Source organism: Streptomyces sp. NPDC030165, assembly GCF_055573595.1.
Map to the genome: position 1 here is coordinate 80,501 of NZ_JBVIBD010000016.1, position 25,215 is coordinate 105,715.

Below are 25,215 nucleotides of genomic sequence, written 5' to 3' on the forward strand. Positions count from 1 at the left end.
ATGCAATGCCATGGTCCCCGCGCTCAGCGTTTCCGCGCTCCGCGCCCCGAGCCGTGCGCTCCGCTCCCCCGGCTCATTTCTCGGCGGTATGAATCTCGTACCGCCAGAATGCCCGGTGCCGCCAGAATTCCACGGCCGACATGGTGTTCACGGAATGCCGGCGCACCCCCGCCGTCCGGCATCCCGCGTAAGGCAGCGCCCCGATCACGGCGAAGCACCGCAGCATCGGCCACATGCTGCGCGAGATGTCCTCGACGCCGCGTACGGAGAATCCGGTCTCGGCGGTCAGGCGCTCCAGCGTGCCGTAGGTGAAGCGCTGGAACGACGGCATCGCGGCCCAGTCGTTCAGCTGCCGGAACACCTCGGCGGCGGGTGTCGGCATCCGGGCGGCGGTTTCCCGGGCGTACTCGAACATGACGAGCCGGCCGCCGGGTTTGAGGACGCGGTGGAACTGCCGCAGCACCGCCTCCGCCTCCGCCGCGTGCACCAGCGTCTCCATGGTGTAGACGGCGTCGAAGCTCTCGTCGGGGAAGTCGAGGGCCGCGTAGTCGCTGTGCGAGAAGGTGAGCAGGTGGTCGAGGCCCCGGCGGCGGGCGCGCCGCCGGGCCTGTGCGACATGGGCGTCGAGTACGTCCACCCCGTGGACGCGCAGGCCGAAGCGGCCCGCCAGCCGGCTCGCCACGTCGCCCACGCCGCACCCGGCGTCGAGCACGCGCGCTCCCGGCGGTCGCGCGAGCGTCTCCCCCATTCTGTCTTCCATACGGCGCAGCGCTTTCGACCAGGCCCACGGGGAGTCCGTCTCGCGGTAGAAGCCGAAATGTTTGGTGCCGTTCAGGAAGAGGCGGTATCCCAGCTGAGATCCCGGCTGACGGTAATATCGGATGACCTCGCGTACGTTGCTCACATTCAGCACCATGCCAGCCGGACGGGACCGGCACATCGCTTCAGCGCCGGAACCCCCCTTCCGAGTTGACGACTTCACCCGTAATCCCTTCCGCCTCGTCCTTGGCGAGCCAGGCGATGCGTCGCGCGACGCTCGCGCCGTACGCGGTCAGCCGCCGGGCGACGGCGTATCCGATGCCGCCGGCCGACCGGCCCCGGCGACCGAGGCCGTACGGCCGTGGAGTGGCAGCGGGTCGGCAGCGCGCTGTGCCCGCCCTCGCGCGGTCCGCACCGCGTGCCCTTCACGTATCCAGTACTCGATGCCGCCGAGCATCTCCTTGACCCGGTACCCCCGCTCGGCAAGGGCGAGCGCGGCGCGGGTGGCGCCGTCGCAGCCGGGGCCCCAGCAGTGGACGACGACAGGGACGGCCGGGTCCAGCAGCTCCGCGGCGTGGCGCGGGATGTCCGCCGTGGGCAGGTGCCGGGCGCCGGGGATGTGCCCCTGTTCCCAGGATGCGGTGCTGCGTACGTCGACGAGGACGAAGCCGGGACTGCCGCCTTCGGCGGGAGCGGCCGGCGGCGTGCGGAGGACCGGAGAGGCGGCGGGCCGGGGAGCGGGGCGGACCTGGGATGTCATATCGATGAATCTACGGATCACGCCCTGGCACCCGGAAGCGACGATCAGCGGCAAAACCCTTGATCCGCCGGGGATTCCACTGCTAGACACCTCCCATGACCGGCTATTCCCCTGACGCCACCGACTGGCGCATCCTCGACGTCCTGCAGCGCAACGGCCGCGCGGGATACGCCGAACTGGCCCGCGCCGTGAACATGTCCGCGAGCGCGGTGACCGAGCGGGTACGGCGCCTGGAGGAGGCCGGGGTGATATCCGGGTACGCCGCGGTGGTCGAGCCGGCGGGCATCGGGCTGTCGGTGCTGGCCTTCGTCCGGCTGCGCTACCCGAACGGCAACTACAAGCCGTTCCACGACCTGCTGGAGACCACGCCCGAGATCCTGGAGGCGCACCACGTCACGGGCGACGACTGTTTCGTCCTGAAGGTCGCCGCCCGCTCGATGAAGCACCTGGAGGAAGTGTCGGGCCGGGTGGGCTCGCTGGGCGCGGTGACGACCAGCGTCGTGTACTCCTCACCCCTGCCGCGGCGCCCGATCAGTCCCTGAACGCAGACAACGGCTGGGCCCGGCCCACCGCCTGCGCCCGGACCACCTCCCGGACCTCCGGCTCAGTCGGGCACCCGGTGCCGTACGGACGACCCCGCGCGGTCCTTGACGACCTCCAGCTGCGCCGGTATCCGCTGCCGCAGGTCCACGACGTGGCTGACGATGCCGACGCTGCGGTCCCGTTCGCGCAGCGAGTCCAGGACGTCCAGCACCTCGTCCAGGGTCTGTTCGTCCAGACTGCCGAAGCCCTCGTCGATGAAGAGGGTGTCCAGGCGGGTGCCGCCCGCCTCGTCGGTGACGACGTCGGCGAGTCCGAGCGCCAGGGCCAGCGAGGCGAAGAACGTCTCGCCGCCGGAGAGGCTGGCGGTGTCCCGTTCGTGGCCGGTCCAGGCGTCGATGACGTGCAGCCCCAGACCGGAACGGCGTGCGCCGCCGGCCCGTTCGTCGGAGTGCACGAGCGTGTAGCGGCCGGAGGACATGCGGTGCAGGCGCGCGCTGGCGGCTGCCGCGACCTGTTCGAGCCGGGCGGCGAGGACGTAGGACTCCAGGCGCATCCGCCGTTCGTTCTCCGTCGAGGTGCCGGCGGCGAGGGAGGCGAGGCGGGCGATGCGCTCGTACTCGGTGCGCAGCGGGGCCAGTCGGCGGGCGTCGGAGTGGGCTCGTGCGCCGAGCCGGTCCAGTTCGGCGCAGCGTTCCTCGGCGGCGGCACAGGCCGCACTGGCGGTGCGCAGTCTGCGGCCCGCGTGCTCCAGCTCGGCGTGCGCCCGGCCCGGGTCGGCGGGCGGGAGGTCCGCCGCGGCGATCGCCTCAGGGTCGGCCAGCTCGGCTTCCACGGCCGCTGTTTCGGCCTGGTGGCGGTCGAGGCGCTGTTGCAGGGCGCGCCAGTCGGCATCGCTCAACAGGGCGTCCGACGCGTCCTTCGGGGTGTCGAACCCGGCCTGGTAGGCGGCGTCCGACAGGTGGGCGTCGGCCTCCTTCAGCCGCTCGGCACACGCATCGGCCGTACGGGCCGCGGCCGCGGCCTCCGCCAGCAGCACGACCTGCCGCTCCAGGCGCCGGGCACGCTCGGTGACACTCGCGAAGCCGCCGCGCGCCTCCGCCAACTCGCCTTCCAGTGAGGCGAGTTCCCGGTCGAGGGCTTCGCGGTGGGAGGTGCGTGCGGCAGCGCGGCGCTCGGCCTCCTGCTGCTCGGTACGGCGGCGTTCGTACTCCCGCTCTGCGCGCAAGGACGCTTCCCGGGCCGCGTGGAGATCCGCGCCCGCGGCTCGCTCACGCGCATACGTCTCGCGCAACTCCCCCTCGGTGCGCGCGAGTTCAGCGACGGAGGCGTCTCCGGCGGTCGCAGCCGCGGCGGCCAGTTCCTCCTTCAGGGACTGCTGGGCGCGCTCGGCGTCCTGACGTACGGACTCGGCCTGCCGGTAGGCCTCCAGCGCCGCTTCCTCCGCCGTACGGTCCACGTGGCCGGCCTCGGTACGGGCCGGAGCGGGGTGCTCGGTGGCGCCGCACACCGCGCACGCGGCGCCGTCCTCCAGTCCGGCGGCGAGTTCGGCCGCGATGCCACGCAGGCGGCGGTCCTTGAGGTCGAGCCAGTGCTCGTGGGCCGCCGCCGCACGCTCCCGGGCGCGCAGCGCGTCCTCGTCCGCGGCGTGCAGGGCGTCCGCGAGCCGGTCGCGGCGCCGCGCGGCTTCCAGCCGCTGCCGGGCCGGGTCGAGCTGCGCGCGGAGCTGTTCGGCGCGGGCCGCGGCCTCCTGGGCGGCTTCGATGCGCCGCTGGTGTTCCTGGTGGGCCGGCTCCCAGTCCGCGAGCCAGGCGGCGGCGTCCACCAGCGTCTGTTCGTCGGCGCGCGCCTCCCGTTCGATCCCGGCGCGCTCCTCGACGATCTCGGCGGCGCGGCTCTCGGCCCGCCGGGCCGCCGCCAGCGACCCGAGGTCCTGCCGCAGCTCACGCTCCAGGGAGGCGAGCCGTTCCGCGTCCGCTCCGGCGAGGTCGGGCGGCAGCTGGTCGCGTCCGCGCCGCTCGGCGGCCTGCGCCGTCCCGTGCTCGCGCCAGGCCGCGTCGCGCAGCGCCAGCGCGGGGGCGACCTCGGAGGCCGCGCGGGCCCGCGCCAGCCGGTCCCGGGCCCGGTCCCGCTCGCCGGTCTGCGCCGCCAGTTCCGCCGCGCGCCGCCGTGCCTCGGCGTACCGCCGCTGGAGGCGGTCGCGCTCGCGCTCCTCGTCGGCCCGCGCGCGGGCCGCGGCCTCCGCCACCTCGGCGGAGCGTACGGCGAGCCGGGCGATGTCGTACCGCTCGCGCGCGCTGGACCGCGCCACCGCCGCCCGTACCAGTACGGCTTCGGCGAAGCCCGGCTCGCCGGGGCTCGGCGCCTCGACCGGCTGCACGGCGGCCGCGGCGGATTCCCGCCCGTACTGCCCTGGTACGAGGGCGGTGACGGTCGCCGTACCCTGGGGCACCGCGCCCGTACCGGCGGCCCGCACCCGGCCCGTACCGCCACGGCGGCCCGCTGCCGGAGCCACCGCACCGGGTGCGCGCCCCGGCGCGGGGACCGAGGGGTCGACGAGGTCGGCCGGCTCCCCCGCCGCCTGGTCCATCCGGTGGGCGAGCGCCAGCAGCCGGTCGTCACCGGCCGACACCTGGTCGCCCGCGGCCTTGCGACGGGCGGCGAGCTGTTCTTCGAGGGCGGCGAACCGGCGGGTGTCGAAGAGCCGCCCCAGCAGCCGGGCGCGGGCCTCGGCGTCGGCGCGCAGGAAGCGGGCGAAGTCCCCCTGCGGCAACAGCACGACCTGGCAGAACTGCTCCTTGCTCATGCCGAGCAGCTGGCCGATCTCCTCGCCGATCTCCTGGTGGGACCGGCTGAGCGCCTTCCAGCGCCCGCCGCCGGCGCCCCCGTCCGGCCCGCCGTCGCCGGTCACGTACTCGCGCAGCCGGCTCTGTGCCTTCTCGCGGGTCGTGCCGGTCCCGCGCTTCTTCGGGCGGTGCTGCTCCGGCAGCCGGGTGACCTCCAGCCGCCGCCCGCCGACGGTCAGTTCGAGGACGACCTCGGTGAGCGTGAGCGGATCGGCGAGATCGCTGCGCAGCGCCTGGCCGCTCTGCCGGGTCCCCGGCACGGTCCCGTACAGGGCGAAGCAGACGGCGTCCAGGATGGAGGTCTTGCCCGCGCCGGTCGGCCCGTGGAGCAGGAACAGACCGGCCTGCGCGAGCCGGTCGAAGTCGATGGTCTGGGTCCGCGCGAACGGCCCGAAAGCCGTCACCGACAGCCGGTGCAGCCTCACCGCGCCACCTCCCGCAGCACGTCGTCGGTGCGCACCTCGTCCAGGGCGGAGCGCAGCACGGCCCGCTCGTCGTCGTCCACACCGCGCCCGGGCCGTACGTGGGCGACGAAGTCCTCGGCGATCTCCTGGTCGCTGCGGCCGCGCAGCCGCTGCGCGTACGAGGCGAGCGTGCGGTCAGCGCCCCCCTCCGGCTCGAAGGCGAGGCTGAGGATGTGCGGGAAGCGGCCGGCGAGCCGGGCCATCGGTTCGTGCGGGCGGGCGGCGTCGGTCAGCGTCGCCTCCACCCACGCCTCCTCGTGGGCGGTCAGCGCCGGGTCCGCCAGCAGGCCGTCCAGCGTGCCGCGGATCCGGGCCAGCGGCCGGGGCACCGGGCAGTCCAGGCGCTCGGCGGTCACCGCGCCCGCGGCGTCCAGGTCGACGAGCCACATGGACTTGCGGTGCCGCTCCTCGGAGAAGGAGTAGGCGAGCGGCGAGCCGGAGTAGCGGACCCGGTCGGTGATCGTCTGGCAGCCGTGCAGATGCCCGAGCGCGGCGTAGTCCACGCCGTCGAAGACGGAGGCGGGTACGGACTCCACGCCGCCGACCGTGATGTCACGCTCGCTGTCGCTGGGCGCGCCGCCGGTGACGAAGGCGTGCGCGAGCACCACCGACCGCGTTCCGGCAGGCCGTCCGGCGAGGTCGTCGCGCACCCGGTCCATGGCGGCGCCCAGCACCTGCGCGTGATCGGCCCGCTCGGCGCCGAACTCGTTCTTGACCAGGGCGGGTTCCAGGTACGGCAGCCCGTACAGGGCGACCTCGCCGTGCTCGTCACGCAGTACGACCGGGGTGGCACAGGCCGCCGGGTCGGTCCGCAGGTGAATGCCGGCCTGCCGCATCAGCCCGGAACCGACACCGAGCCGGCGGGCGGAATCGTGGTTGCCGGAGATCATGACGGTGGGCACGCCCAGATCCGCGAGGCGGTGCAGGGCGTCGTCGAAGAGCTCCACCGCGGCCAGCGGCGGTACGGCACGGTCGTACACATCACCCGCGACGAGGACCGCGTCGACGCGCTGCGTGCGGACCGTCTCGACCAGGTGGTCGAGAAAGGCCCGCTGCGCGGTGAGCAGGTTCACCCGGTGGAACGAGCGGCCGAGGTGCCAGTCGGAGGTGTGCAGAAATCTCACAGCAACGCTCCGACCTGCATCTTTTATCCTCCCTTGAGCACCGACTCAGCACCAAGTCGGCACGAACCCATGTATCAGCACGGACGACTTTAGTCTCTGCCGGCACCCCATCCATCACCGACCTCATCTTCGCTCCGGCGCCAGGCCTCAGGCGTCAGATGCCCGTGGATGTCAGCCGTGATCTGGATCGCGGAGTGACCGAGCCATCGCGAGCCCACCGGCGGGGGCATCGGCACGCGGTACGCGGACGACTTCGTGGAGTTTTGTCGCGCGAAAGAGGAAGTGGACGAGTTAAGACCGGCTCTTCCTCCGGCTGAAACCCCGAGGACCGGCCTTCAAAGAGGAGAAGACCCGAGTGGTCAACCTGGCCGAGGGCTTCGACTTCCCAGGTTTCAATGTCCGGAGACACGACGGGAAGCTGATTGTCAAGCCGAGGAAGGAGAACTACGTGACGCTGCACAAGTCCGCGTCCGCCGGGGGGCTGCGCGTGGAAGAAGAGGCTTACCGGGAAGCCTTCACCCTGTTTCTCGCCGGTACCGACGAAAGAACCCACACCCATGCCTACCTGGACGCGGTGGTGCAGCGACTGCCTTCCCGGCGCGTCTACCTCGACATCGGGCCGGCCGACGGCATCACCACCCGCCACCTGAGCCCGCGCTTCGCCCGGACGGTGTGCATCGAACCGAGCGAGCCGATGCGCAGGGCCCTGGCCCGTACCTGTCCGGACGCCCAGGTGCTGGCCGACCCGGTTCTGCAGGCCGAACCCCGGACCAGAGCCGACTTCGTTCTGCTGTCCCACGTCCTGTACTACATCCCCCGCCCGGAGTGGACCACGACCGTGCAGCGCCTGGTCGACTGGACCGAGCCCGGCGGCAGTCTCGTGGTACTGCTACAGCACCCCGACAACCCCGTCATGCAGATGGTGCACCACTTCACCGGCTGCCGCTTCGACCTTCCCGGGCTGGCGGACGAGTTCGCCACTCTCCACGAGGGCGGGGACTGCACGGTCCGCCTGGAGACCATCCCTGCCTGCTACCGCACCACCTCCGTCGACGAAGCGGTCAAGGTTGCCGGCTTCCACCTCAGCGTCCCCGCAGACGGCCGCGACGCCCCTCTGGTGGCGCGCTCCGTCGTCGAAGAGTACGTCCGCTGCCACTTCACCGACCCCGACGGCGGCTACACCATGCCGCATGAACAGCACGCCCTGCGCATCGACCGGCACCCGGCCACGGGATCTGCGCGGGGCTAGGGCGTTTCTGATGGATCTCCGTGGAGGGCACCGAGTGGCGTTCGGTGCGTGCGCTTGGGGGTCCCCCCTGCTCGAAGAGCTTGGGGGAGTGCGGTGTGAAGGGTCATGTGGCGGAGCCACCTGTCCCTTCGCGCCGTGCGGCGAGGGTGCGTGCCGGGCGTCGCTAGGCCACGGAGATCCATCAGAAGCGCCCTAACCCCAGCTGAGCCACGCCCACAGGACGAACGCCACGGCGAACCCGGCGCACAGCTGGACCGTCAGCCGCTTGTTCGCCGGGGCCGCTTTGCCGGCCGGCGTACCCAGCGGGTCCTCACCCTGCTTCACCGCTATGCGCATGTCCGCACGCCGTCCTATGACACCGAGAACCAGCCCGATGGACACGGTGGAATAGATGGACAGAAGTTTCGCGAGATCGTGCCCTCGCAGATTCCCGAGCACCGTCAGGAAAACTATTCCGGCGAGGGGAATCATGGCGATCCGGGTCTTGGACCGGGACGTCGGCATCATGGGCAACCAGACCGCGAGGAAAAGGACCGTCGTGCCGACGGCGATGATCCACCAGACGTTTTCGGAGATGTGCGGGGCGTGCAAGATTCTCTCCCTTACCACTGTGGGGCCCGCGAGCGGGCCCCACAGCTCAGCTATACACAGAGGCCGGTCAACCGAACAGGCTGGTGACGCCCGAATAAATCGAACCGGCGGCGTCGCCGAACACTTCCTTGGCCTTTGTGCCTCCTGACTTTACTAGACCGGCACCCTTCGAGACGGCGGTCTTGAACTTGCCGCCGACGAAGCCGACGGTGGTACCGAGCGCGGACCCCCAGAATTCATCGCTGCCGAATCCATAGGCGACACCGGTGAAGATGCTGCTGCCGACTCCTGAGACGAGGGATATACCCCCCGCGACAGCGCTGACGCCCTGTGCGACGCCCGGGGCCGGAATCAGGTTCGCAGCCGCCGCACCCCAGCCCGTCCAGGTGCTGGTCTCACTCAGGTAACCGGCCCAGTCGCACCAGTCCTGTTTCCCCGTCGGGCAACCGCCGTCACCGCTGCCGTTGCCGCCGCCCTTGCTGCCGGGCAGCTCCGCCTTGTCGTTCTTGGCGTCGTCCTCGGGCCGCTGCTTCTGCTTCGCGGCCTCCTCGGCCCTCTTGCGTGCGGCTTCCGCGGCCGCGCGCTGCTCGGCCTCGTGCTTCTGCAGGGCGATCTGCTTGGCCTGGGCAGCCGCCGTACGCGCGGCTGCCGCGTCCTTGCCGGCCTCGATGGAGGCCGCTCTGGCACGGCTGGCCGAGGCCTGGGCGCCGGCCGCCGCGGCGACCGCCTGCTGCGCGGAGTGGGTGGCCTGGGTGGCCGAGTAGTTGGCCTGGCGGGAGGCGACCTGTGCCTTGGCGGCCGCGGCCTTGGCCTTCTTGGCGGAGGCGGCCGCGGAGGCGGCCGACTTGTCGGCCTGGTCGGCGAACTCCTGCGCCCGGTTGGCGTGGCCCTGGGCCTCCTTCGCCTTGGCCTGGGCCTGAGCGGCGTACTTCTTGGCGTCGTTCGCCTTGCCCTGGGCGCGGGCCGCGGCCTCGAAGGCGGTCTCGGCGTTCTCGTACGCCAGGGAGGTTGCCTTCGCCGCGACACTGATCTGGGCCTGGATCGCCGCGGTGTGGGCCGCCGCGTCCTGGTCCGCCTGGGCGGCGCGGTACTGGGCACGCTCGACGAAGACACGGCGCATGGTGTCCGTACCCTCAAGGGCGACCTGCGCGGCGGCCTTCATCATCGGGCCGCCCTGCTCCAGCTGCCGCAGTGCCTGGAAGCGGTCGTCCTCGGCCTGCGCCTTGGTGTAGCCCTCGGTGAGGAAGGAGTGCAGCGCCTCGGTGGAGCCGTCGTCGAGCGCCTTGGTCGCGGCGTCCTTCACCGCCTTGCCGGCCTCGTTGACGATCTTGAGGATCTTGAAGCGGTACTCCTCCTTCTGCCCCTCGAAGGCTCCCTTGGTCAGGAACTCCTGCACCGCGTCGGGCCCCTTGGCCAGCGCGGCCTCGGCAGCCGCCGCTGTCCGGGGCGTGCCGATCCGGCTGAAGAAGACGGTCTTCTCCCGGTCGTCCTGGTGCTCGGCGTCGACCCGGTCCTGCTTGATCCACGCCTTCATGTCCTCGTCGGAGCCCGACAGGGCGTCCTCGGCGGCCGCGCGGGTCCAGGTGCCCTGGCTCGCCAGCAGGTTGACGGCCGCCTGGCGGGCCGCCCGTACGGCCTCCTGGTCGTCCTTGCCCAGCTTCTCGCCGGCCTCGGAGATCAGCTGCTTGGTCTCCTTGTCCGTCTGGGCGGCCTGCGTCTGCTGCCTGGCGAGGACCGGCTTGAGTTCGTCCTCCAGCTGCTTGGCGTCGCGGGCCTGCTCAAGTGACGCGGCGAGGTCCGCCTCCAGCATCTTCTTCTCGGCTTCGCGGGCGACGTTGAAGACCTCGGTGGCCTGCTCGGTCGCCTCACCCGCGGTCTTGGCGGCCTGGAGCGCGGCTTCTGCGTGGGCCTTGGACTTGTTGGCCGCGTCCTGGGCCTTGCCTGCCTCGTCCGCGGCCTTGTCGGCCGCCTTGGCCGCCGCGTCCGCGTGCGCGGCCGCGTTGTCGGCCGCGGTGCGGGTCTGGCGGGCCGCCTTGGCCGCCTGATCGGCCAGGGAGACCGCGCTGTTGGCGGCGGTGGTCGCGCGGTTGGCCTCGGCACGGGCCGTGGCCGCCGCCCGCCTGGCGTGGGCCGCTTCGGCCTGCGCGGCACCCGCGCTGGCACTCGACTGCGCGGCGGCCTCGGCCGCCGCGGCCGCGTTGCGGGCGGCGCTGGCCGCCGCGGCACCGGACCTGCCGGCCGCCGCGGAGGCGTTCGCGGCCTGGCCGGCCGCGGCCGCGGCGCTACGGGCGCCCGCCGCCGCGTTGCGGGCCTGCTCGGCGGCCTGGCGGGCCGCCTTGGCCTGTCCGGCGTCCGACACGGCGGCGTTCGCCGCGCGGTAGGCGCGGGACGCGGCCTGGCTCGCCGCGGCAGCGGCGGAGGCGGCGTTGGAGGCGGCACGCGCTGCCGTACGGGCCGCGGCCACCGCGTTGTTGGAGGCCCGGATGGCGGTGCGGGCCGCCTCTGCGGCTCCCTCAGCGGCCTGCGCGGCCTTGGTGGCGAAGCGGCCGGCCTTGTCCGCGTCCGACTTGGCCTCCGCGGTCTGCCGCGCCGCTTCCTCGGCGGCCGCCTTGGCCTTCGCCGCGGCCTTGTCCGCGACTTCGGCGGCTTCCAGTGCCGCGTCGGTCTGGACCTTGGCCTTCTTGCCGGCCTCGGTGGCGACGTGGGCCAGCTGCGCGACCGTCATCGACTCCTGGTCGCGCGCACGGGCCAGTTCCTGGCCGCGCTCCAGGAAATCGGCGATGTCGTCCGCGTCCCCGTTCAGCGCACGCTCGGCGGCCTGCTTCACCGCCGGTCCGCCGGAGTTCATCACTTGCAGGACTTCAAAGCGGTTGTCCTCGACGGTGGCCTTTTCCAGGCCCTCCTGGAGGAACTTTTCCAGGACCTCGGGCGTACCGTCGTCCAGGGCTCGCCGGCCTTCGCGGTTGACGGCCTTGCCGCCCGCGTTCATGGCGCGCAGGACCGCGAAGCGCCGGTCCTCCTGGAGCGGCTTCTCGTATCCGTTCTTGACGAAGGCGAGGACCTCTTCGTCGGAGCCGGTCAGTGCCTTGTCCGACGCGGCGGACACGCCCTTGCCGGCGCTCGCCATCGTCTTGAGGATGGCGAACCGGGCGTCTTCCACCTCGGCCCGGTGCAGCGCACCGCCGAGGAACTCGTTCATGTCGGCGGCCGAGCCGGTCAGCGCCTTGGCGGCCTCACGCTTGGTCGCCGCGCCGCCGGCCTTCCACGCCTCCACGGCCCGCGCGCGGGCGTTCTGCGCGGGCGCCGCTTCGCCGGGCTGCGCCGGAAGCGCGTGAGCCACGGTCGTGCCGAATATCACCGCAGCCGTGGCCGCTGCGGCCACGGCGGTGAATCTGCCGCGCAGCTGCCGAACTTGGCGCGGCATGCTTGACGGTTTCATGTCAGGTGCTTCCCCATCCGGAATCTCTTGTTGAAGTCGAGAAGCGCGGCCACGCGTCAGAAAAGCATGATCACACAAGCGAAACCTTGACAATGTGGGCATTTCGCTGGCGACGGGCCTCGCCAGCGCAAGAGGCGCGACCGACAAAGCACGACAACTCCCCATCTCAGCCCTGCATTTGACGGCGAGCAGTACCCCTGCATCGGGGGATACGGGAGCTGATAGACGGACGGGTGACGCTTTGATAACAAAGCATCAGAGTTTGATGATGTGTGACGGCGAGTGATAATCCTTCCGCTGGGGGGCGGTTTGCTCCCTTCAGCCTTCACCAACCGAAACGTGAGTCATCGATGCGGATACCCCTGCGGCCGCTGGCCGTTGGCCTGACCGGCAGCGCCCTCGTCGCCGGCGCCCTCCTGCTGACCGGAGCGGCCAGCGCCGCCGACCAGACCCCGGGCACCCGCGCGGACCGGATCTCGGCCGCCGCCGGCACGTCCGAGCAGCCCCCGCTCGCCATCGAGGACTTCTCCTACCCCGGTGCGGAACGCATCCTCAAGGAGAAGAACCTCAAGCTGAAGCACGGTGACGGCCACATCGTCCTCGCCGAATGCGACAGCAGCCCGAACCTGCTGAGGTTCATCGCCCGCGACCGCGCGGACTTCTGCTTCAAGGTCTCCGGGGACAGCGGTTACCTCGCGCTGGAGGTCCCCGCGGTCGGTGGCGTGCAGAGCCACGACTACAAGGCCAAGGTCAACATGACCGTCGGCACCGAGAAGAAGTCCTTCGACATCCCGAAGAATTCCTGGAAGGGAATCGGCGAGAACGCCGACCCCGCGGGCCGGGAACACACGCTGCTCGAAATCATCGCGAGCAAGTAACCCCGTCCGGGCCCAGGCCCTCCCGTCAGGCGCTGCCGTGCCGGCCATCACGAGCACCTCAGCGCCTTCCCCGCCCCCTTCCCGCCCAAGAATTGAGGAAGCAAGAGTGTTTGGCAGACGTCCGCGCGCCGCATGGCTCACCGGACTGGCCGCGACCGCCGTCGCGGCCGGCGTCCTGACCGGTACCCCGGCCCACGCCGTCGTGGGTGACGCCGCCAAGGACGGGGCGTACCCGTTCACGGCGAAGCTCGACATCGGCAGCGGCAAGCGCTCCTGCACCGGCGCCCTGGTCGACCCCCAGTGGCTGCTCACGGCCGCCAGCTGCTTCGCCGACCACCCCGGCCAGGACAAGGTCGCCGCCGGAAAGCCGAAGCTGGCGGCCTCGGCCACCATCGGGCGCACCGACCTGGCCGGCAAGAGCGGGCAGGTGCGCACCGTCACCGAACTCGTGCCGCGTGCGGACCGGGACCTGGTGATGGCGAGGCTGTCCGCACCGGTCGACGACATCGCCCCGGTCACCGTCGGTTCCGTGGCTCCCGCCAAGGACGAGACCCTGCGCGTGGCCGGCTACGGCCGGACCAAGGACGAATGGGTCCCCGGCCGCCTGCACAGCGGCGGCTTCTCCGTGGACGCGGTGGACAAGACCACGCTCGCCATCGCCGGCAAGGACGGTGCGAGCGTCTGCATGGGCGACACCGGCGGCCCGGCCCTGCGCGAGACGGAGAACGGCGGCCTCGAACTGGTCGCGGTCCACCACGCCTCGTGGCAGGGCGGCTGCTTCGGCTCCGAGGAGACCCGTACGGGCGCCGTCGAAACCCGCGTCGACGATCTGCACACCTGGGTCCAGCAGATCCGGCTGACGACCATGTACGGCCATGTCACCGACGTCGTCACCGCGGCGGACTTCAACGGCGACGGCCGCCCCGACGTCGCGGCCGTCCTCGACGACAAGAACCTGCACGTCTTTTACACCGGCCCGAACGGCAAGCTCGAATACGGCCGCGAGCTGTGGAACCACGACGGTTCCTGGGGCCGCAAGCGCGCGATGACCGCCGGCGACTTCGACGGTGACGGCCTGACCGACATCGCCGCCGTCAACGTCGACGGGTACCTCGACCTGTACCCGGGCACGAAGAGCGGCAAGCTGGGCTCGCCCCGCTCGATGGCCAAGGACGGCTCCTGGAAGACCGTCTCCAAGTTCGCCCGGTACAAGGCCGACGACTCGGGCCGTGACGGCCTCGTGGCCATCTGGGACGACGGCTCGCTGTACGCGTACACCACCACCACGGACGGCCGGCTGTCCGGCTTCAAGCGCCAGGTCTGGCACGACAAGACCTGGTCCAAGAAGCACCTCACCACCGCCGACTTCAACGGCGACCGCCGCGACGACATCGCCGCCGTCTCCCAGACCGGTGGCCTCGGCCTGTACAAGGGCAACGCCAAGGGCACGTTCGACTACGACAAGGCGATGTGGCCCGACGAGACCTGGGGCTCCTTCCGCGCCGTCATGGGCGGCGACTTCGACGGTGACGGCAAGGCCGACATCGCCGCCATCAACAGCTCCGGCGGCCTGTACCTCTACCCGGGCAACGGGAAGGGCACCATCGGCTCGCGCACTGCCATGTGGCCCAGCGCGTCCTGACCCCCGCACCCGCGCATGACGAGAGGGGCACCCGGCAGCAAGCCCGGGTGCCCCTCTCCGCCTTTGCAACGTCAGCGCCTGTTCGGAGACATGAGCGTGGAACAGCTCGCCGAGGCCGGAGAGGTCACGCCGCGTGCTGTTGCGCGCGGCACCGAGCCCTCGACCGACATTCAACGGCACCAGCGGCACACCGGCCCAGGCGGCCGGGCGCCGTCGGTCTACGGTCGGTGGAATCGCACCTCCGGATAACGGTCCGAAGGACCATCCAGCAAGGCGCTTTCCTTCCCTCGCAGATGCCGGTCGACGAAGGCCGTCACATGAGCGCGGGTGACGGCGTCGCAGCGGTCACCGTCCAGGTCCTGTAACGGAATGCCGAGTTTCTTGGTCAGGGCCGCCAGGTCGGTGAAGGAAAGGTGATCGGTTCCGTCGATGCTCAGCCAGCGTTTCCACCCGGTGAGTTCTTTCCATGTGTCGTCCCACGTTCCGTCGGGGCCGCCGGGTATGTGACTGGGCTTTCATCAAGGCGGGCATCAATATGGACGGAAATTTCCGCTACCCGAACGACGTGCCGCTGAACCGTCCGGTACTGATGTTCGGAGGCGCGGAGGGCGCCGACCCGTTGCCGGTCCGTGTCCTTGCACGCCGCGCCGGGCGTCGTGTGCCCGTCGGGGAAGGTGGTGCCGTGGGCCTCGTAGTTGTGTCCGACGGCGGTGACGGCGTAGCCGCGTGCGGCCAGCTCCTCGGCGAGCCCGGTCAGGGTCGCGCGCGGCATGCCGAAGCCCGGTGACAGTACGACCAGCGGGAGTCCGCCGCGCGGCACGGCCCGTTCCGCGTCCAGGGTCGCGTGAGTGCGTACGGTACTCAGAATGCGCGGCGGCACGTTCACGCCGCTGGTTCTCAGATACTCCTCGGATTCCGCGGCGGTCATGTACGGTGCGGGATTCTTCGAGGGCCGCACGGCCGGAGACCATCAGCTCCCGGCGCTCACCGGGCACCCATGGATCGGGCCGCTCGTTGTCCCTCAGGTGCAAGGTGGTCTTGCCGATCGGGTGCTTTCCCGTGGGCGCGGGTAACGTCAGCCGGGATGCGTCCGGCCGTACCGAAGCGATTTCCTTCCGGCCGGCCGGCGCGTTTCCGGCGTGGGCGGTGAGGGCGGGTGCGCAGACGGCGGCGGTCAGGGTCAGGACCGCTGCCGCGCGGGGCAGGAATCTGTGGCGCATCGGCTTCTTTCCGTCGGACTCGGACGTCGGGAACGGGAAGGGGAATGCGGAAGCGGGAAGGCGGAGGGTGGACGTCGTGCATGGCCTTCGACGGAAATCCATGGGCCGGGTGCCGTGGTCGTCGTCACTCCCGGGAGCTACGTCCGGTAGCTCCCGGCGGTGACGGCGGACGTGCCGAAGGCGCCGGTCCACCCGCCGGCGCCTTCGTGGTACGACCGCGGACCGTCAGGACCGCGACGTCCCCTGCCCCTGCTTCGCCGCCTTGTCCGTGATGTCGACCGTGTCCTTCGCCGGGGGCGCGGTCACGTTCACGTCCGTACCGAAGTCGCTGAATTTCAGCGTGGTGCTGACGGCGGTCCGCGCGCCGCTGCTGCCCTGCTTGCCGCCCTGCGGCTTGACCTCGACCTTCTCCTGGCGGACCCGGCCCTGCCCGTCCAGCCAGATGTCGAGCGGCAGCCGGTCGCCGAGCTGCGCCCTGAGCTGCTCGGCCTGCCGGGCGTTGCCCTTGGCCAGCTCCGCCACGTCGACGGACACCTTGTAGTGCGTGGTGGCCGTGCCGTCGACGGTCTCGGTGCCGACCTTGGTGACGTCCTTGTCGCTGATGCCCTTGGTGTAGTTGAAGGAGGCCGTCGGGTCCTCGTACTGCGAACTGCCGCCGGACTGCTCGACGAGCTTCTTCAGGTCCACCTTGAGCCACGATTTGCCCTGCGGCAGCTGCTGCCGCTGTGCCGCCGGCGGCTGCTGGTAGAGGATCCCGTCCACCATCCGCTGGTGAACCTGCTGGTTACCGGTCCGCAGCGTCAGCTCGCTGCTGCCGTTGCCCAGGTCCACCACGCCCGACCCGCGGACTTCTGCGGTGTTGCCGCCGCTCTGGGCCCGGGTGAGGAGCGTCATCCTGGCGGTCTTGGCGGCGGTGGTCTTCCGGTGCGCGGCCCGTACCGCCTGCGGGCCGTCCGCCGCGCCGCCCGGCGAAGCCGATGCGCCGCCCTGCCCGGAGGGGGCCTTGCCCGACGCCTTGTCGTTCCCTCCGCCGCAGCCGGTGACGAAGGCCAGGGAGAGCGTTCCGGCTGCCGCCACCGCTAAGAGACGCGGACGTTTTCTCACTGAGCTCACTGAGACCTCCTGGTCGCAAACCCGTATCGGCCGGCGGTGCCGTGCGCTCCGCCCGTGGCCCCGGTACGCGTACGCCGGTGCGGCCGGTGGCGGAGCGGAGGCCGCCGGTGAGGCTGTCGTGGGGCGTTCCCCCGCGCGTCACGGAGTTCCGAGTGCCCAGCGGTACGCGGATGAATCACGGGGCCCGGCACCGGCGTCGCGGCCGGCCCCGTAATTGAGCGATGTCATCGAACGCGGACAACCCAAAATGGAGTTCGCCCCATCGTCGACGACCCGGTCGAGGGTACGCGAGTGCAGGTGGTGCCGCGTGGGGCAGCAGCGGCGAATTGCACCGCGGTTTCCGGCCGTTCACCGTCCGGAATCGAACCGGCACCCCGTATGGCCTGAACATGGTCGAACAAGTCTTCCGCAATTGACGGCGCCACATGCCGGGGCCAGCCTGTCGCTGACCGCAGCAGCGACGAGATGACGAGATGGGGACGCGAGTGACCGTCAACGGTAAGGGCAAGTCCACCGACGAGCCGTACGTCATCACCGGCCGGGGGAAGGAAGCTGCCCCTGAGAACGCCTTCTCCTTGTTCGCCGATGTCAACTACAACGTGGGGGGACCCCGCACCAAAATTCTCGTCCTTCCGGCCAACGGCACGGCGAACAACTTCAGCGACTACGGATTCGACCAGAGCGACGACGGCGTCAGCAGCGTCGTCAACAACACCGACCGGGACAACATCCTCTTCACGAGGACCAACCAGGGCGGCTCGCAGCTGCCCGTCCCCGCCAACTCCTCGATCACCGACCTGACGCGGACCCCGCTCTCCGGCAGCTCCACCGGCACCTGGAACGACCAGGCGCAGTCCGCGCTCGCCTTCGACAAGCCGGTGCCGCTGCCGGTGTTCACCGCCCCAGCGCCCAGCGCGCAGACCCAGGAGCGCCGGCAGGCGGTCCAGGGCAACGCGGCGCCCGACGTCCAGCAGGTGCTGCTCTACGAGGGGGCCGGGCTGCTGGGCACCTGCCCGGTCAAGGACAGCAGGTGGGAGTACGTTCCGGACGCCGACTGGCCGCTCGGCCAGCACGACCTCTCCGCCGTCGCCGTACGCGACGACGTGCTGTCCGGGAAGGCGCCGCTGCGCTTCTACGTCACCCTGCCGACGCCTGTCGTGGACATCCGCTCGCCCAAGGAGGGCGCCGAGGTGGACAGCGGCGCCACCGTCGACGGGGTCGCGTTCAACGCCGACACGGTGACGCTCACCGAGGGCGCCACCTCGCTCGGCACCGCCGAGGTGACCAGCAACCTGTGGAGTTTCGCCCGCGACGGCGGCTGGTCGCTCGGGGAGCACCGTGTGACGGCGAAGGCCGTCCGCGGCAGCCAGGAATCCGAGCCGGAGACCGTGAATTTCACCGCGGCCGACATGAACCTCAGGGTCGAGAGCACCTTCAACTCTTCCTGGCAGGACTGGCAGACCCACAAATACATCCACTCCTACGACATCACCATGTTCGCCGGTGACACCGATGTGAAGCACTGGCACGTCGGATTCGGCCAGCTCCCGGACGGATCGGTACTGGCCGCGGAGTTCGAGACCGGTTTCTGGGGAATGATCATCTCGGACGGCTCCGACGGAAACGTCGTTCTCGGATCGCCGCCGGAGGGCGTCCACATCGTCCCGGCCAAGGGCCACCTGACTGTCCGCGTACTGGTGCTCATCCCGACGCAGGACGAGGCGTACAAGAAGCTGTACGGCCTTTTCGCGAAGTCATTGGCGGAATAGGCCGCCGCCGCTACGCGCACGGAATGCACGGGGCCTCGGACGGTGTTTCCGGGGCCCCGCGTCACGCACGCGCAGACGGCGAGCCGCGCCCGTTTCGCGCGAGTGCTTCACGTACCGCGTCCGGGGCCGGGGATCCCGGCATCGGGTGCGGCGCTCGTGTACTGGGCGGCCTGGATCTCGTACAGGGAACGGTAATGGCCACCGTCGAGGGCCATGAGCTGGGCGTGCGTGCCCTGCTCGATGAGGCGGCCCTCGTCGAGGACGTAGATGAGGTCGGCGGTCGCGGTGGCGGCGAGCCGGTGGGTGATCAGCAGGACCGTGGTGCCGTCGTCGGTGAGGGCCCGCAGGGCCTGGAACGCCTCGATCTCGGCCCGGGGGTCGAGCGCGGACGTCGGCTCGTCCACGACCATCAGCGGGGCATCACGGTACAGGGCGCGGGCGGCGCCGAGGCGCTGCCACTGCCCGCCGGAGAGCTGGGTGCCGCGCTCGAAGCCCTTGACGACCAGGCTGTCCCAGCCGAACGGCAGTGAGTTGATGACATCGGTGGCGTCCGCGCCGTCCGCGGCCCGCTCGACGCGCCACTGGTCGAGCCGCTGGTCGCTGCGCCCGATGTGGATGTTGGCGCGGGCGGTCATCGGCCAGTGCGGGAAGTCCTGCGCGAGCAGGGCCACTTGACTGAAGACGGCCGCGCGGTCGGCGTCGCGGGTGTCGGTGCCGTTCCACAGGAGACGTCCGTCGCTGGGCAGGTACAGGCCCGCCACGAGCTTGGCCAGGGTGGACTTGCCCGACCCGTTCGCCCCGACCAGCGCCACGACCGTGCCCCGAGGCACGGTCAGGTCCACCTTGTCCAGGGCGGGCGAGGTGGCGCCGGGGTAGGTGAACGACACGTTCTCCAGCCGGACCTCTTCCAGCGGCCCGGTCAGCGGGGCTCCCCCGCCGGGAATGGCGTGCCGCTGGGCGGTGGCGCAGGCGTCCTCCCAGTCCTTGAGGTACATGGCCTCCTCGTAGAGGCGGTTGAACTGCATGACCAGGGACAGCAGGCCGGCGCTGGACGACCGCACGGCGATCACGGCGGTCCCGGCGACGGCCAGCGGCATGCCGCCGCCGGTCAGCAGCAGCCACAGCACGCCGTAGGCGCCCAGCGACGCCAGGCCCGAGGCCGCCGAGGCGACGGTCTGGGTGGCGGCCTCGGCGCGGGCCAGCCGCTGCTGCTCGCGCTCCACCGTCCTGGACATGTCCGCGTACGCGTCCACCAGCAGCCGCCCGGCACCGTGCACCCGGATCTCGGCGGCGCACGCCTGGTCGGTGAGCTTCTGGGTGATCACGGAGATGGCGCGGCGGTGCTCGATCCAGGTGTGCCGGGACTCGTACTGGCGGCGGGCCGAGAGCACGGCGCCCCACCCCTTGGGGGCGGCCACCAGGAACAGCATCAGGACGAGCAGCGGGTGCAGCATGAGCAGCACCCCGGCGGCGGCGACCAGGCCGATCAGCGCGTTGAGGACCACGATCGAGGACCCGAGCATCATCCGGATGGCGTCGGTGCCGAACCGGCCCGCGTCCAGGGTGCGGTGGACCTGCTGGTCCTCCAGGGCGGCGAGTTCGACGCGGATCACGCCGTGGTAGAAGCGGGCCGTGCAGACGCGTTCGACCTTGGGCTCCAGTTGCCCGGACGCCGCGGTGGACACCGCCGACAGCAGAGCCGAGAACACCGCGGCCACGGCAACCGCCGCCAGCGCGGGCAGCGCCTGGCGCAGCCGCTCGGGCGTGGGCCCGGCCGCGAACAGCGCCACGAGCACCTGGTTGGTGGCCACCAGGGTGAAGGCCCGCATGACGCCCTGGCCCACCTCCGCGCCGAGCAGCACCATCAGCGCGACACGGTCCTCACGCCAGGCCGCCTTGGCGACGGCGCCCATCATGGCGGGAAACTGCCGGGCCATCGTCCACAGGCCCATCCGCAGCATGGGCATCTCGTGGCGGATGAACGACAGGTCGTAACGCAGGGCGCCGCCGAACAGCACCCGTTCGCTCTCGGAAACGGGCAGCTTGGTCCGGGGCCGGGCGCCGCGGCTCCTCACCGGGACTCCGGCCATGCGGCGTGCGCGGTACGGCCGCGGGGGACGCGGGCGGTACGGATTCGGGGACGGGGTCGGGGGCGGGCCTGCGCGGTACGGTTCGGGGCTCCGGCTGGTCCGGTCGGCGCCGTCACGGTGTTTCTCATGGCTTCTCCTCCGGCTCGGGTCGTTGTGCCTCGTGCTATGCCCCGTCCTGCCCGCCCCGGCACGCCCGTCCCCCGATCCGGTGGAACCCGGCGGTCCCAGCCGTGCGATCCGACGGAACGCCGCGGCCACCCTTGCCGCCCGGACCACCGCCACCCTCCCCCGCCCCGCCGGGTCATACGATTTCCAGCCACGACAGCTGTTCACCGATGTCCAACGGGGGTTCTCTTCACGTGTTCGGAATCGTCAGGCCCTGCACCCACCGCCTGTCCCAGGGGCTCAAGGCGGAGTGGATGGCGCACCTGTGCGGGCTGTGCCTCGCCCTGCGCGGCGACCACGGGCAGTTCGCCCGGGTGGTGACCAATTACGATGGCTTGATCGTGTCCGTCCTGACGGACGCCCAGTCCGGCCGGGCGGCGGCAGGGCGCCGTACCGCCGGGCCCTGCCCGCTGCGCGGGATGCGGACCGCCTCGGTGGCGAAGGGCGAGGGCGCGCGGCTGGCCGCTTCGGTCTCGCTGGTGCTCGCCTCGGCGAAGATACGGGACCACGTCGCCGACCGGAACGGGCTGCTGCGCCGCCGCCCGGCGGCGGCTGCCGCACGCAAGGTCGCCGCGGGCTGGGACCGGGCCGGGGCCCGTACCGGCGCGACGCTCGGTTTCGACACGTCCGTCCTCGTCGACGCCGTCGACCGGCAGGTCGGCATCGAGGAACTCGCGGGCCCGGGCACGCCGTTGACCGTCATCACCGAACCCGCCGAGACGGCGACCGCCGCGGCTTTCGCGCACACCGCGGTCCTCGCCGGCCGCCCCGGCAACGCCGCGCCGCTGGCCGAGGCCGGCCGGCTCTTCGGGCGGCTGGCCCACCTCCTCGACGCCGTGGAGGACCGGGCCGCGGACGCCGCCGAGGGGGCCTGGAACCCGCTGGCCGCCACCGGCGCCTCCCTGGCGCAGGCACGCCGGCTGTGCGACGACGCGCTGCACGGCATCCGCCTCGCGCTGCGCGACGTGGAGTTCGCCGACTCCGCACTGGTGCACGCCCTGCTCGTGCACGAGCTGCGGCGGTCGGTCGACCGTGCCTTCGGTACGGCGTCGTGCTCGCACCAGGGGCACGGTGCGGGGCCGTACGAGGGTCAGGCGGGCAACCCGTACGGTCAGGGCAACGGGTACGGGCAGCCGCAGGCGTACCCCCCGGCCCCTCAGTACGGCCAGGCGCCGGCCGGCGGCCCGTACGGGCACGGACCGCAGCACCTGAACGGGCCGCAGAACCCGTACGCGGGCGGGCCGGTGCCGCCGGGCGGACCGGGAGGATCGGGCGGATCGGGAGGCCATGGAGGCTCTGGTGGTTCCGGGGGCTGGGGCGGCTCCGGTGGTGGGTTCGGGAACGGCGGCGGGCTGCCGCACCTCACCCCCCGCCCGCCGAAGAAGCCCCGCGGCTTCCTGGCCGGCTGCGCGGTCGCCATCGGGCTCTGCTGCACGTGTCAGCTCTGCTGCGCGGAGGAGTACGAGGGCCCGTGGTCGCGCAAGAAGCGGGAGGGCTGCTGCCGGGACTGCGACTGCTGTGACAGTTGCGAGGGGTGTGACTGCTGCCCGGACTCATGCTGCTGCGACGGGTGCTGCTGCGACTGCTGATCCCGTACGGCCGCCCCGCTCCGCCCCCGTCACGTCGTTACGCAGGCGTGCCGACGTGACGGGGGCGAAGCGTCGTATCGACGCGACGCAGGCGGAGCGTCGTATCGACGCGGCAGGGCGGAGCCGCGAGCCCTGCCCACCGGTCACGATCAGGCCCCCGGGCCACATATCCGGTCATCCGGCCGGAAGGGCCTCGACACACCCGCCACCCTGGTCATTTCCTTGCGCCGACGGCTCATCCATCCCGTACTGGAGGCTGCTTCCGTGACGCGCACCAGGCGATCCCGCCGCGACGGCCAGGCACCGCCCGGCTCCCCGGCCGACCACGACTTCCTGCGCAAGCTGGGCTACACCCCCGTACTGAAGCGGCGGATGGGTCCGTTCGCGAACTTCGCCATCTCCTTCTCCGTGATCTCCGTCCTCTCCGGCTGCCTGACGCTGTACGGGTTCGGGCTGATCACGGGCGGGCCCGCGGTCATGATGTGGGGCTGGGTCGTCGTCGGCATCATGGTCATGTTCGTCGGAGCCGGGCTGGCCGAAGTCACCAGCGCCTACCCGACGTCCGGCGCCCTGTACTTCATGGCCGACCGGCTCGGCGGCAAGCGCTGGGGCTGGTACACGGGCTGGCTGAACCTCCTCGGCCTGCTCGGCGCGATCGCCGGTATCGATTACGGCTGCGCCCTGTTCGCGGGCGCGTTCGCCGGCCTGCAGTGGGGGTTCGAGCCCACCCCCGGCTCCCTCATGGTCATCTACGTCTGTGTCCTGGCGCTGCACGCGACGCTGAACCTCTTCGGCGTCCGCCTGGTCGGCATCCTCAACACCGTCTCCGTGTGGTGGCACCTGGCCGGGGTCGCGCTCATCGTCGGCGTCCTGTGGCTGGTGCCCGCCCACCACCGGTCCCCCTCCTCCGTCTTCACCACCTTCGTCAACGGCACCGGCTGGAACAGCACGTTGTACGTGGCACTGATCGGCCTGCTGCTGGCCCAGTACACCTTCAGCGGTTACGACGCGTCGGCGCACCTGAGCGAGGAGACCACCGGGGCGCAGGTGAACGCGGCCCGCGGGATCGTCCGGGCCATCCGCTGGTCCTGGGTCGCCGGCTTCTTCCTGCTGGCCGGGCTCACCTTCGCCATCCAGGACTACGCCGGCGTGCGGGACACCCCGACCGGCGTGCCGCCCGCACAGATCTTCCTCGACGCGCTCGGCGTCAGCGGGGCGAAGGCGCTGCTGCTGGTGGTGATCGTCGCGCAGTTGTTCTGCGGCAACGCGGAAGTGGCGGCCACCTCACGGATGGTGTTCGCATTCTCCCGTGACGGCGCGCTGCCCGGCTCCGCCTGGTGGCGGCACGTTTCCCCGCGTACGGGTACGCCGGCCCGCGCCGTCCTGCTCTCCGTGGCCGTCGCCGCCGTCCTCGCCCTCCCCTCCCTCTACTCCTCGGCGGCCTACGCGGCCGTCACCTCCATCAACGTCATCGGCATCACCCCGGCCTACGCGATCCCCGTCTACCTGCGCCTGCGCCACCGCCGCACCTTCCGGCCCGGCCCGTGGAACCTGGGCCGCTGGGGCGTCCCGGTCGGCCGGGTCGCGGTCCTCTGGGTGGCCTTCGTCACCGTCCTGTTCTGCCTCCCCCAGACCCACCCCGTCTCCCTCGCCACCTTCAACTACGCGCCCGTCGCCCTGCTTCTCGTCCTGACCCTGGCCACCGTCTGGTGGGCCGTCGCGGGCCGCCGCTCCTACCATCTCCCGGAGACGGAGCAGGACCGGCCCGCACAGCGCGTCTCGGACCAGGTGAACCGATGACCGGCCGCGGGCCTTCCGGCCCTCTGGTAAGAGTCCTCGGCGCCGGGTAGTCAGAGGGGCATGGCCAACGCATACGAGACCAGCCGGATGACGATGCCCCTGCCGCCGCTGCGGTCGGTACCGCTCGACGGGCGGGGGCCGGAGGACGTGGTGGTGGACGCGGCCGGCCGGGTGCTCACCGGGGTGGAGGACGGCCGGGTGCTGCGGCTCGACCTGTTGCCGAAGGAGGGAAGCGAGGCGGCCGGCACCCCCGCAGGCACCCCGCGCGCCGAGGTCGTCGCCCGTACCGGCGGACGGCCCCTGGGCCTGGAACCGCTGGCCGACGGTGGTGTCCTGGTGTGCGACGCGCGCCGGGGACTGCTGCGCGTCGAGCCGTCCGACGGTACGGTGCGCACCCTCGTCGACACGGTCGACGGCGCCCCGCTGCGCTTCTGCAGCAACGCCGCGGCAGCCGCCGACGACACCGTCTACTTCAGCGTCTCCAGCCGGCGCTACCCCTTGGAGGACTGGCTCGGCGACATCCTGGAGCACACCGGCACCGGGCAGCTGGTCCGGCTACGTTCCGGCGGTACGCCCGAAGTCATACTGGACGGCCTCCAGTTCGCCAACGGCGTCGCCCTGGCGCCCGACGAGTCGTTCGTCGCCGTGGCGGAGACGGGCTCCCGCCGGCTGACCAGGCTGTGGCTGACGGGACCGCGAGCGGGACAGCACGACGTGCTCGCCGACGACCTGCCGGGTTACCCCGACAACATGTCGCGCGGGCCCGGCGGCCTGTTCTGGGTGGCCCTGGCCGGGCCGCGTTCCACGGGCCTGGACCGCCTGCACCGTACGAAACCGGCACTGCGCCATGCCGCGTGGAGCGTGGCCCGGCGCGTCCGCCCGCGGCCGAGCGCTCTCACGGGGGTCCTGGGGGTCGACGCCTCCGGCCGCATCGTGCACGACCTGCGGCGCCGCAGCCCGGACTACCGCATGGTGACCAGCGTCTGCGAACACGAAGGCCACCTCGTCCTGGGCAGCCTCCACGAACGCGCACTGGCTGTCTGCGGACTGCCTTCCGCTTCACGGGATTGAATCCTGTCCGCACGGGAACCCGGGACATCCAGGTTCCCATGTGCGGACTCAGACAACAGGGGGCCCTATACCCGCCCCCGCGAGCCCGCCGCCCCAGGCGCCGGGC

17 protein-coding genes and 1 pseudogene are annotated in these 25,215 nt (G+C 71.6%); 8 read left to right on the plus strand and 10 right to left on the minus strand.

Annotated features, from left to right (window positions below; genetic code table 11):
• Positions 1-73: 73 nt before the first annotated feature.
• The 3 genes and pseudogenes from ACZ4Z1_RS27650 to ACZ4Z1_RS27660 form a co-directional block, all read right to left on the minus strand.
• Positions 74-904 carry a class I SAM-dependent methyltransferase gene (locus ACZ4Z1_RS27650; RefSeq protein ID WP_468489336.1) on the minus strand — a complete coding sequence of 277 codons (831 nt, stop codon included), beginning with the start codon at positions 902-904 and terminating at the stop codon, positions 74-76.
• Positions 905-944: 40 nt separating this feature from the next.
• Positions 945-1,031: pseudogene (locus ACZ4Z1_RS27655) on the minus strand (SDR family oxidoreductase); the annotation flags it as partial.
• Between the two features lie 20 nt (positions 1,032-1,051).
• Positions 1,052-1,519 carry a rhodanese-like domain-containing protein gene (locus ACZ4Z1_RS27660; protein WP_468489337.1) on the minus strand — a complete coding sequence of 156 codons (468 nt, stop codon included), beginning with the start codon at positions 1,517-1,519 and terminating at the stop codon, positions 1,052-1,054.
• Between the two features lie 95 nt (positions 1,520-1,614).
• Between ACZ4Z1_RS27660 and ACZ4Z1_RS27665 the strand changes: the two genes are divergently transcribed.
• On the plus strand, positions 1,615-2,061 hold the full coding sequence (locus ACZ4Z1_RS27665) for an Lrp/AsnC family transcriptional regulator (protein ID WP_468489338.1): 447 nt from the start codon (positions 1,615-1,617) through the stop codon (positions 2,059-2,061).
• 62 nt (positions 2,062-2,123) lie between these two features.
• On the opposite strand, the gene ACZ4Z1_RS27670 is transcribed toward ACZ4Z1_RS27665, so the two are convergent.
• Together ACZ4Z1_RS27670 and ACZ4Z1_RS27675 are read right to left on the minus strand one after the other, a co-directional pair.
• Positions 2,124-5,330: an AAA family ATPase gene (locus ACZ4Z1_RS27670; protein WP_468489339.1), complete on the minus strand. Its 3,207-nt coding sequence runs from the start codon at positions 5,328-5,330 to the stop codon at positions 2,124-2,126.
• A complete protein-coding gene (locus ACZ4Z1_RS27675; protein WP_468489340.1) occupies positions 5,327-6,493 on the minus strand; it encodes an exonuclease SbcCD subunit D in 1,167 nt (388 codons plus the stop codon). The genes ACZ4Z1_RS27670 and ACZ4Z1_RS27675 overlap by 4 nt, the downstream gene beginning before the upstream one ends.
• A gap of 448 nt (positions 6,494-6,941) precedes the next feature.
• Here ACZ4Z1_RS27675 and ACZ4Z1_RS27680 point away from each other — a divergent pair, with 448 nt between their 5' ends.
• Positions 6,942-7,742, plus strand: a complete 801-nt coding sequence (locus ACZ4Z1_RS27680) for a class I SAM-dependent methyltransferase (RefSeq protein ID WP_468489341.1) — start codon at positions 6,942-6,944, stop codon at positions 7,740-7,742.
• Positions 7,743-7,934: 192 nt separating this feature from the next.
• Here the strand turns inward: ACZ4Z1_RS27680 and ACZ4Z1_RS27685 are convergent, their stop codons facing one another.
• Positions 7,935-8,333 carry a hypothetical protein gene (locus tag ACZ4Z1_RS27685; RefSeq protein ID WP_468489342.1) on the minus strand — a complete coding sequence of 133 codons (399 nt, stop codon included), beginning with the start codon at positions 8,331-8,333 and terminating at the stop codon, positions 7,935-7,937.
• A 67-nt stretch (positions 8,334-8,400) separates the two neighbouring features.
• Positions 8,401-11,757, minus strand: coding sequence for an ALF repeat-containing protein (locus ACZ4Z1_RS27690; RefSeq protein ID WP_468489343.1), 3,357 nt, complete (start codon positions 11,755-11,757; stop codon positions 8,401-8,403).
• Between the two features lie 365 nt (positions 11,758-12,122).
• On the opposite strand from ACZ4Z1_RS27690, the gene ACZ4Z1_RS27695 reads away from it, so the two are divergent.
• Both ACZ4Z1_RS27695 and ACZ4Z1_RS27700 read left to right on the plus strand, forming a co-directional pair.
• Entirely contained in the window at positions 12,123-12,650 is a 528-nt protein-coding gene (locus ACZ4Z1_RS27695) for a hypothetical protein (RefSeq protein ID WP_468489344.1), read from the plus strand.
• 106 nt (positions 12,651-12,756) lie between these two features.
• The gene (locus ACZ4Z1_RS27700) at positions 12,757-14,292 is read left to right on the plus strand and encodes an FG-GAP-like repeat-containing protein (protein ID WP_468489345.1); all 1,536 of its coding nucleotides are present in this window, start codon (positions 12,757-12,759) and stop codon (positions 14,290-14,292) included.
• Positions 14,293-14,725: 433 nt separating this feature from the next.
• Here ACZ4Z1_RS27700 and ACZ4Z1_RS27705 read toward each other — a convergent pair whose 3' ends face one another.
• Positions 14,726-15,220, minus strand: a complete 495-nt coding sequence (locus ACZ4Z1_RS27705) for an alpha/beta hydrolase (RefSeq protein ID WP_468489346.1) — start codon at positions 15,218-15,220, stop codon at positions 14,726-14,728.
• A 517-nt stretch (positions 15,221-15,737) separates the two neighbouring features.
• Entirely contained in the window at positions 15,738-16,589 is an 852-nt protein-coding gene (locus ACZ4Z1_RS27710; protein ID WP_468489347.1) for an SCO4651 family lipoprotein, read from the minus strand.
• 521 nt (positions 16,590-17,110) lie between these two features.
• Between ACZ4Z1_RS27710 and ACZ4Z1_RS27715 the strand changes: the two genes are divergently transcribed.
• Entirely contained in the window at positions 17,111-18,394 is a 1,284-nt protein-coding gene (locus ACZ4Z1_RS27715) for a hypothetical protein (RefSeq protein WP_468489348.1), read from the plus strand.
• 107 nt (positions 18,395-18,501) lie between these two features.
• Here ACZ4Z1_RS27715 and ACZ4Z1_RS27720 read toward each other — a convergent pair whose 3' ends face one another.
• Entirely contained in the window at positions 18,502-20,469 is a 1,968-nt protein-coding gene (locus ACZ4Z1_RS27720) for an ABC transporter ATP-binding protein (protein ID WP_468489349.1), read from the minus strand.
• Positions 20,470-20,843: 374 nt separating this feature from the next.
• On the opposite strand from ACZ4Z1_RS27720, the gene ACZ4Z1_RS27725 reads away from it, so the two are divergent.
• The 3 genes from ACZ4Z1_RS27725 (at position 20,844) to ACZ4Z1_RS27735 (ending at position 25,109) form a co-directional block, all read left to right on the plus strand.
• Positions 20,844-22,238 (plus strand): DUF5685 family protein, encoded by a 1,395-nt coding sequence (locus ACZ4Z1_RS27725; RefSeq protein ID WP_468489350.1) that lies wholly within the window; start codon positions 20,844-20,846, stop codon positions 22,236-22,238.
• 333 nt (positions 22,239-22,571) lie between these two features.
• On the plus strand, positions 22,572-24,038 hold the full coding sequence (locus ACZ4Z1_RS27730; RefSeq protein WP_468489463.1) for an amino acid permease: 1,467 nt from the start codon (positions 22,572-22,574) through the stop codon (positions 24,036-24,038).
• Positions 24,039-24,098: 60 nt separating this feature from the next.
• Positions 24,099-25,109: an SMP-30/gluconolactonase/LRE family protein gene (locus tag ACZ4Z1_RS27735; RefSeq protein WP_468489351.1), complete on the plus strand. Its 1,011-nt coding sequence runs from the start codon at positions 24,099-24,101 to the stop codon at positions 25,107-25,109.
• Positions 25,110-25,215 lie beyond the last annotated feature (106 nt).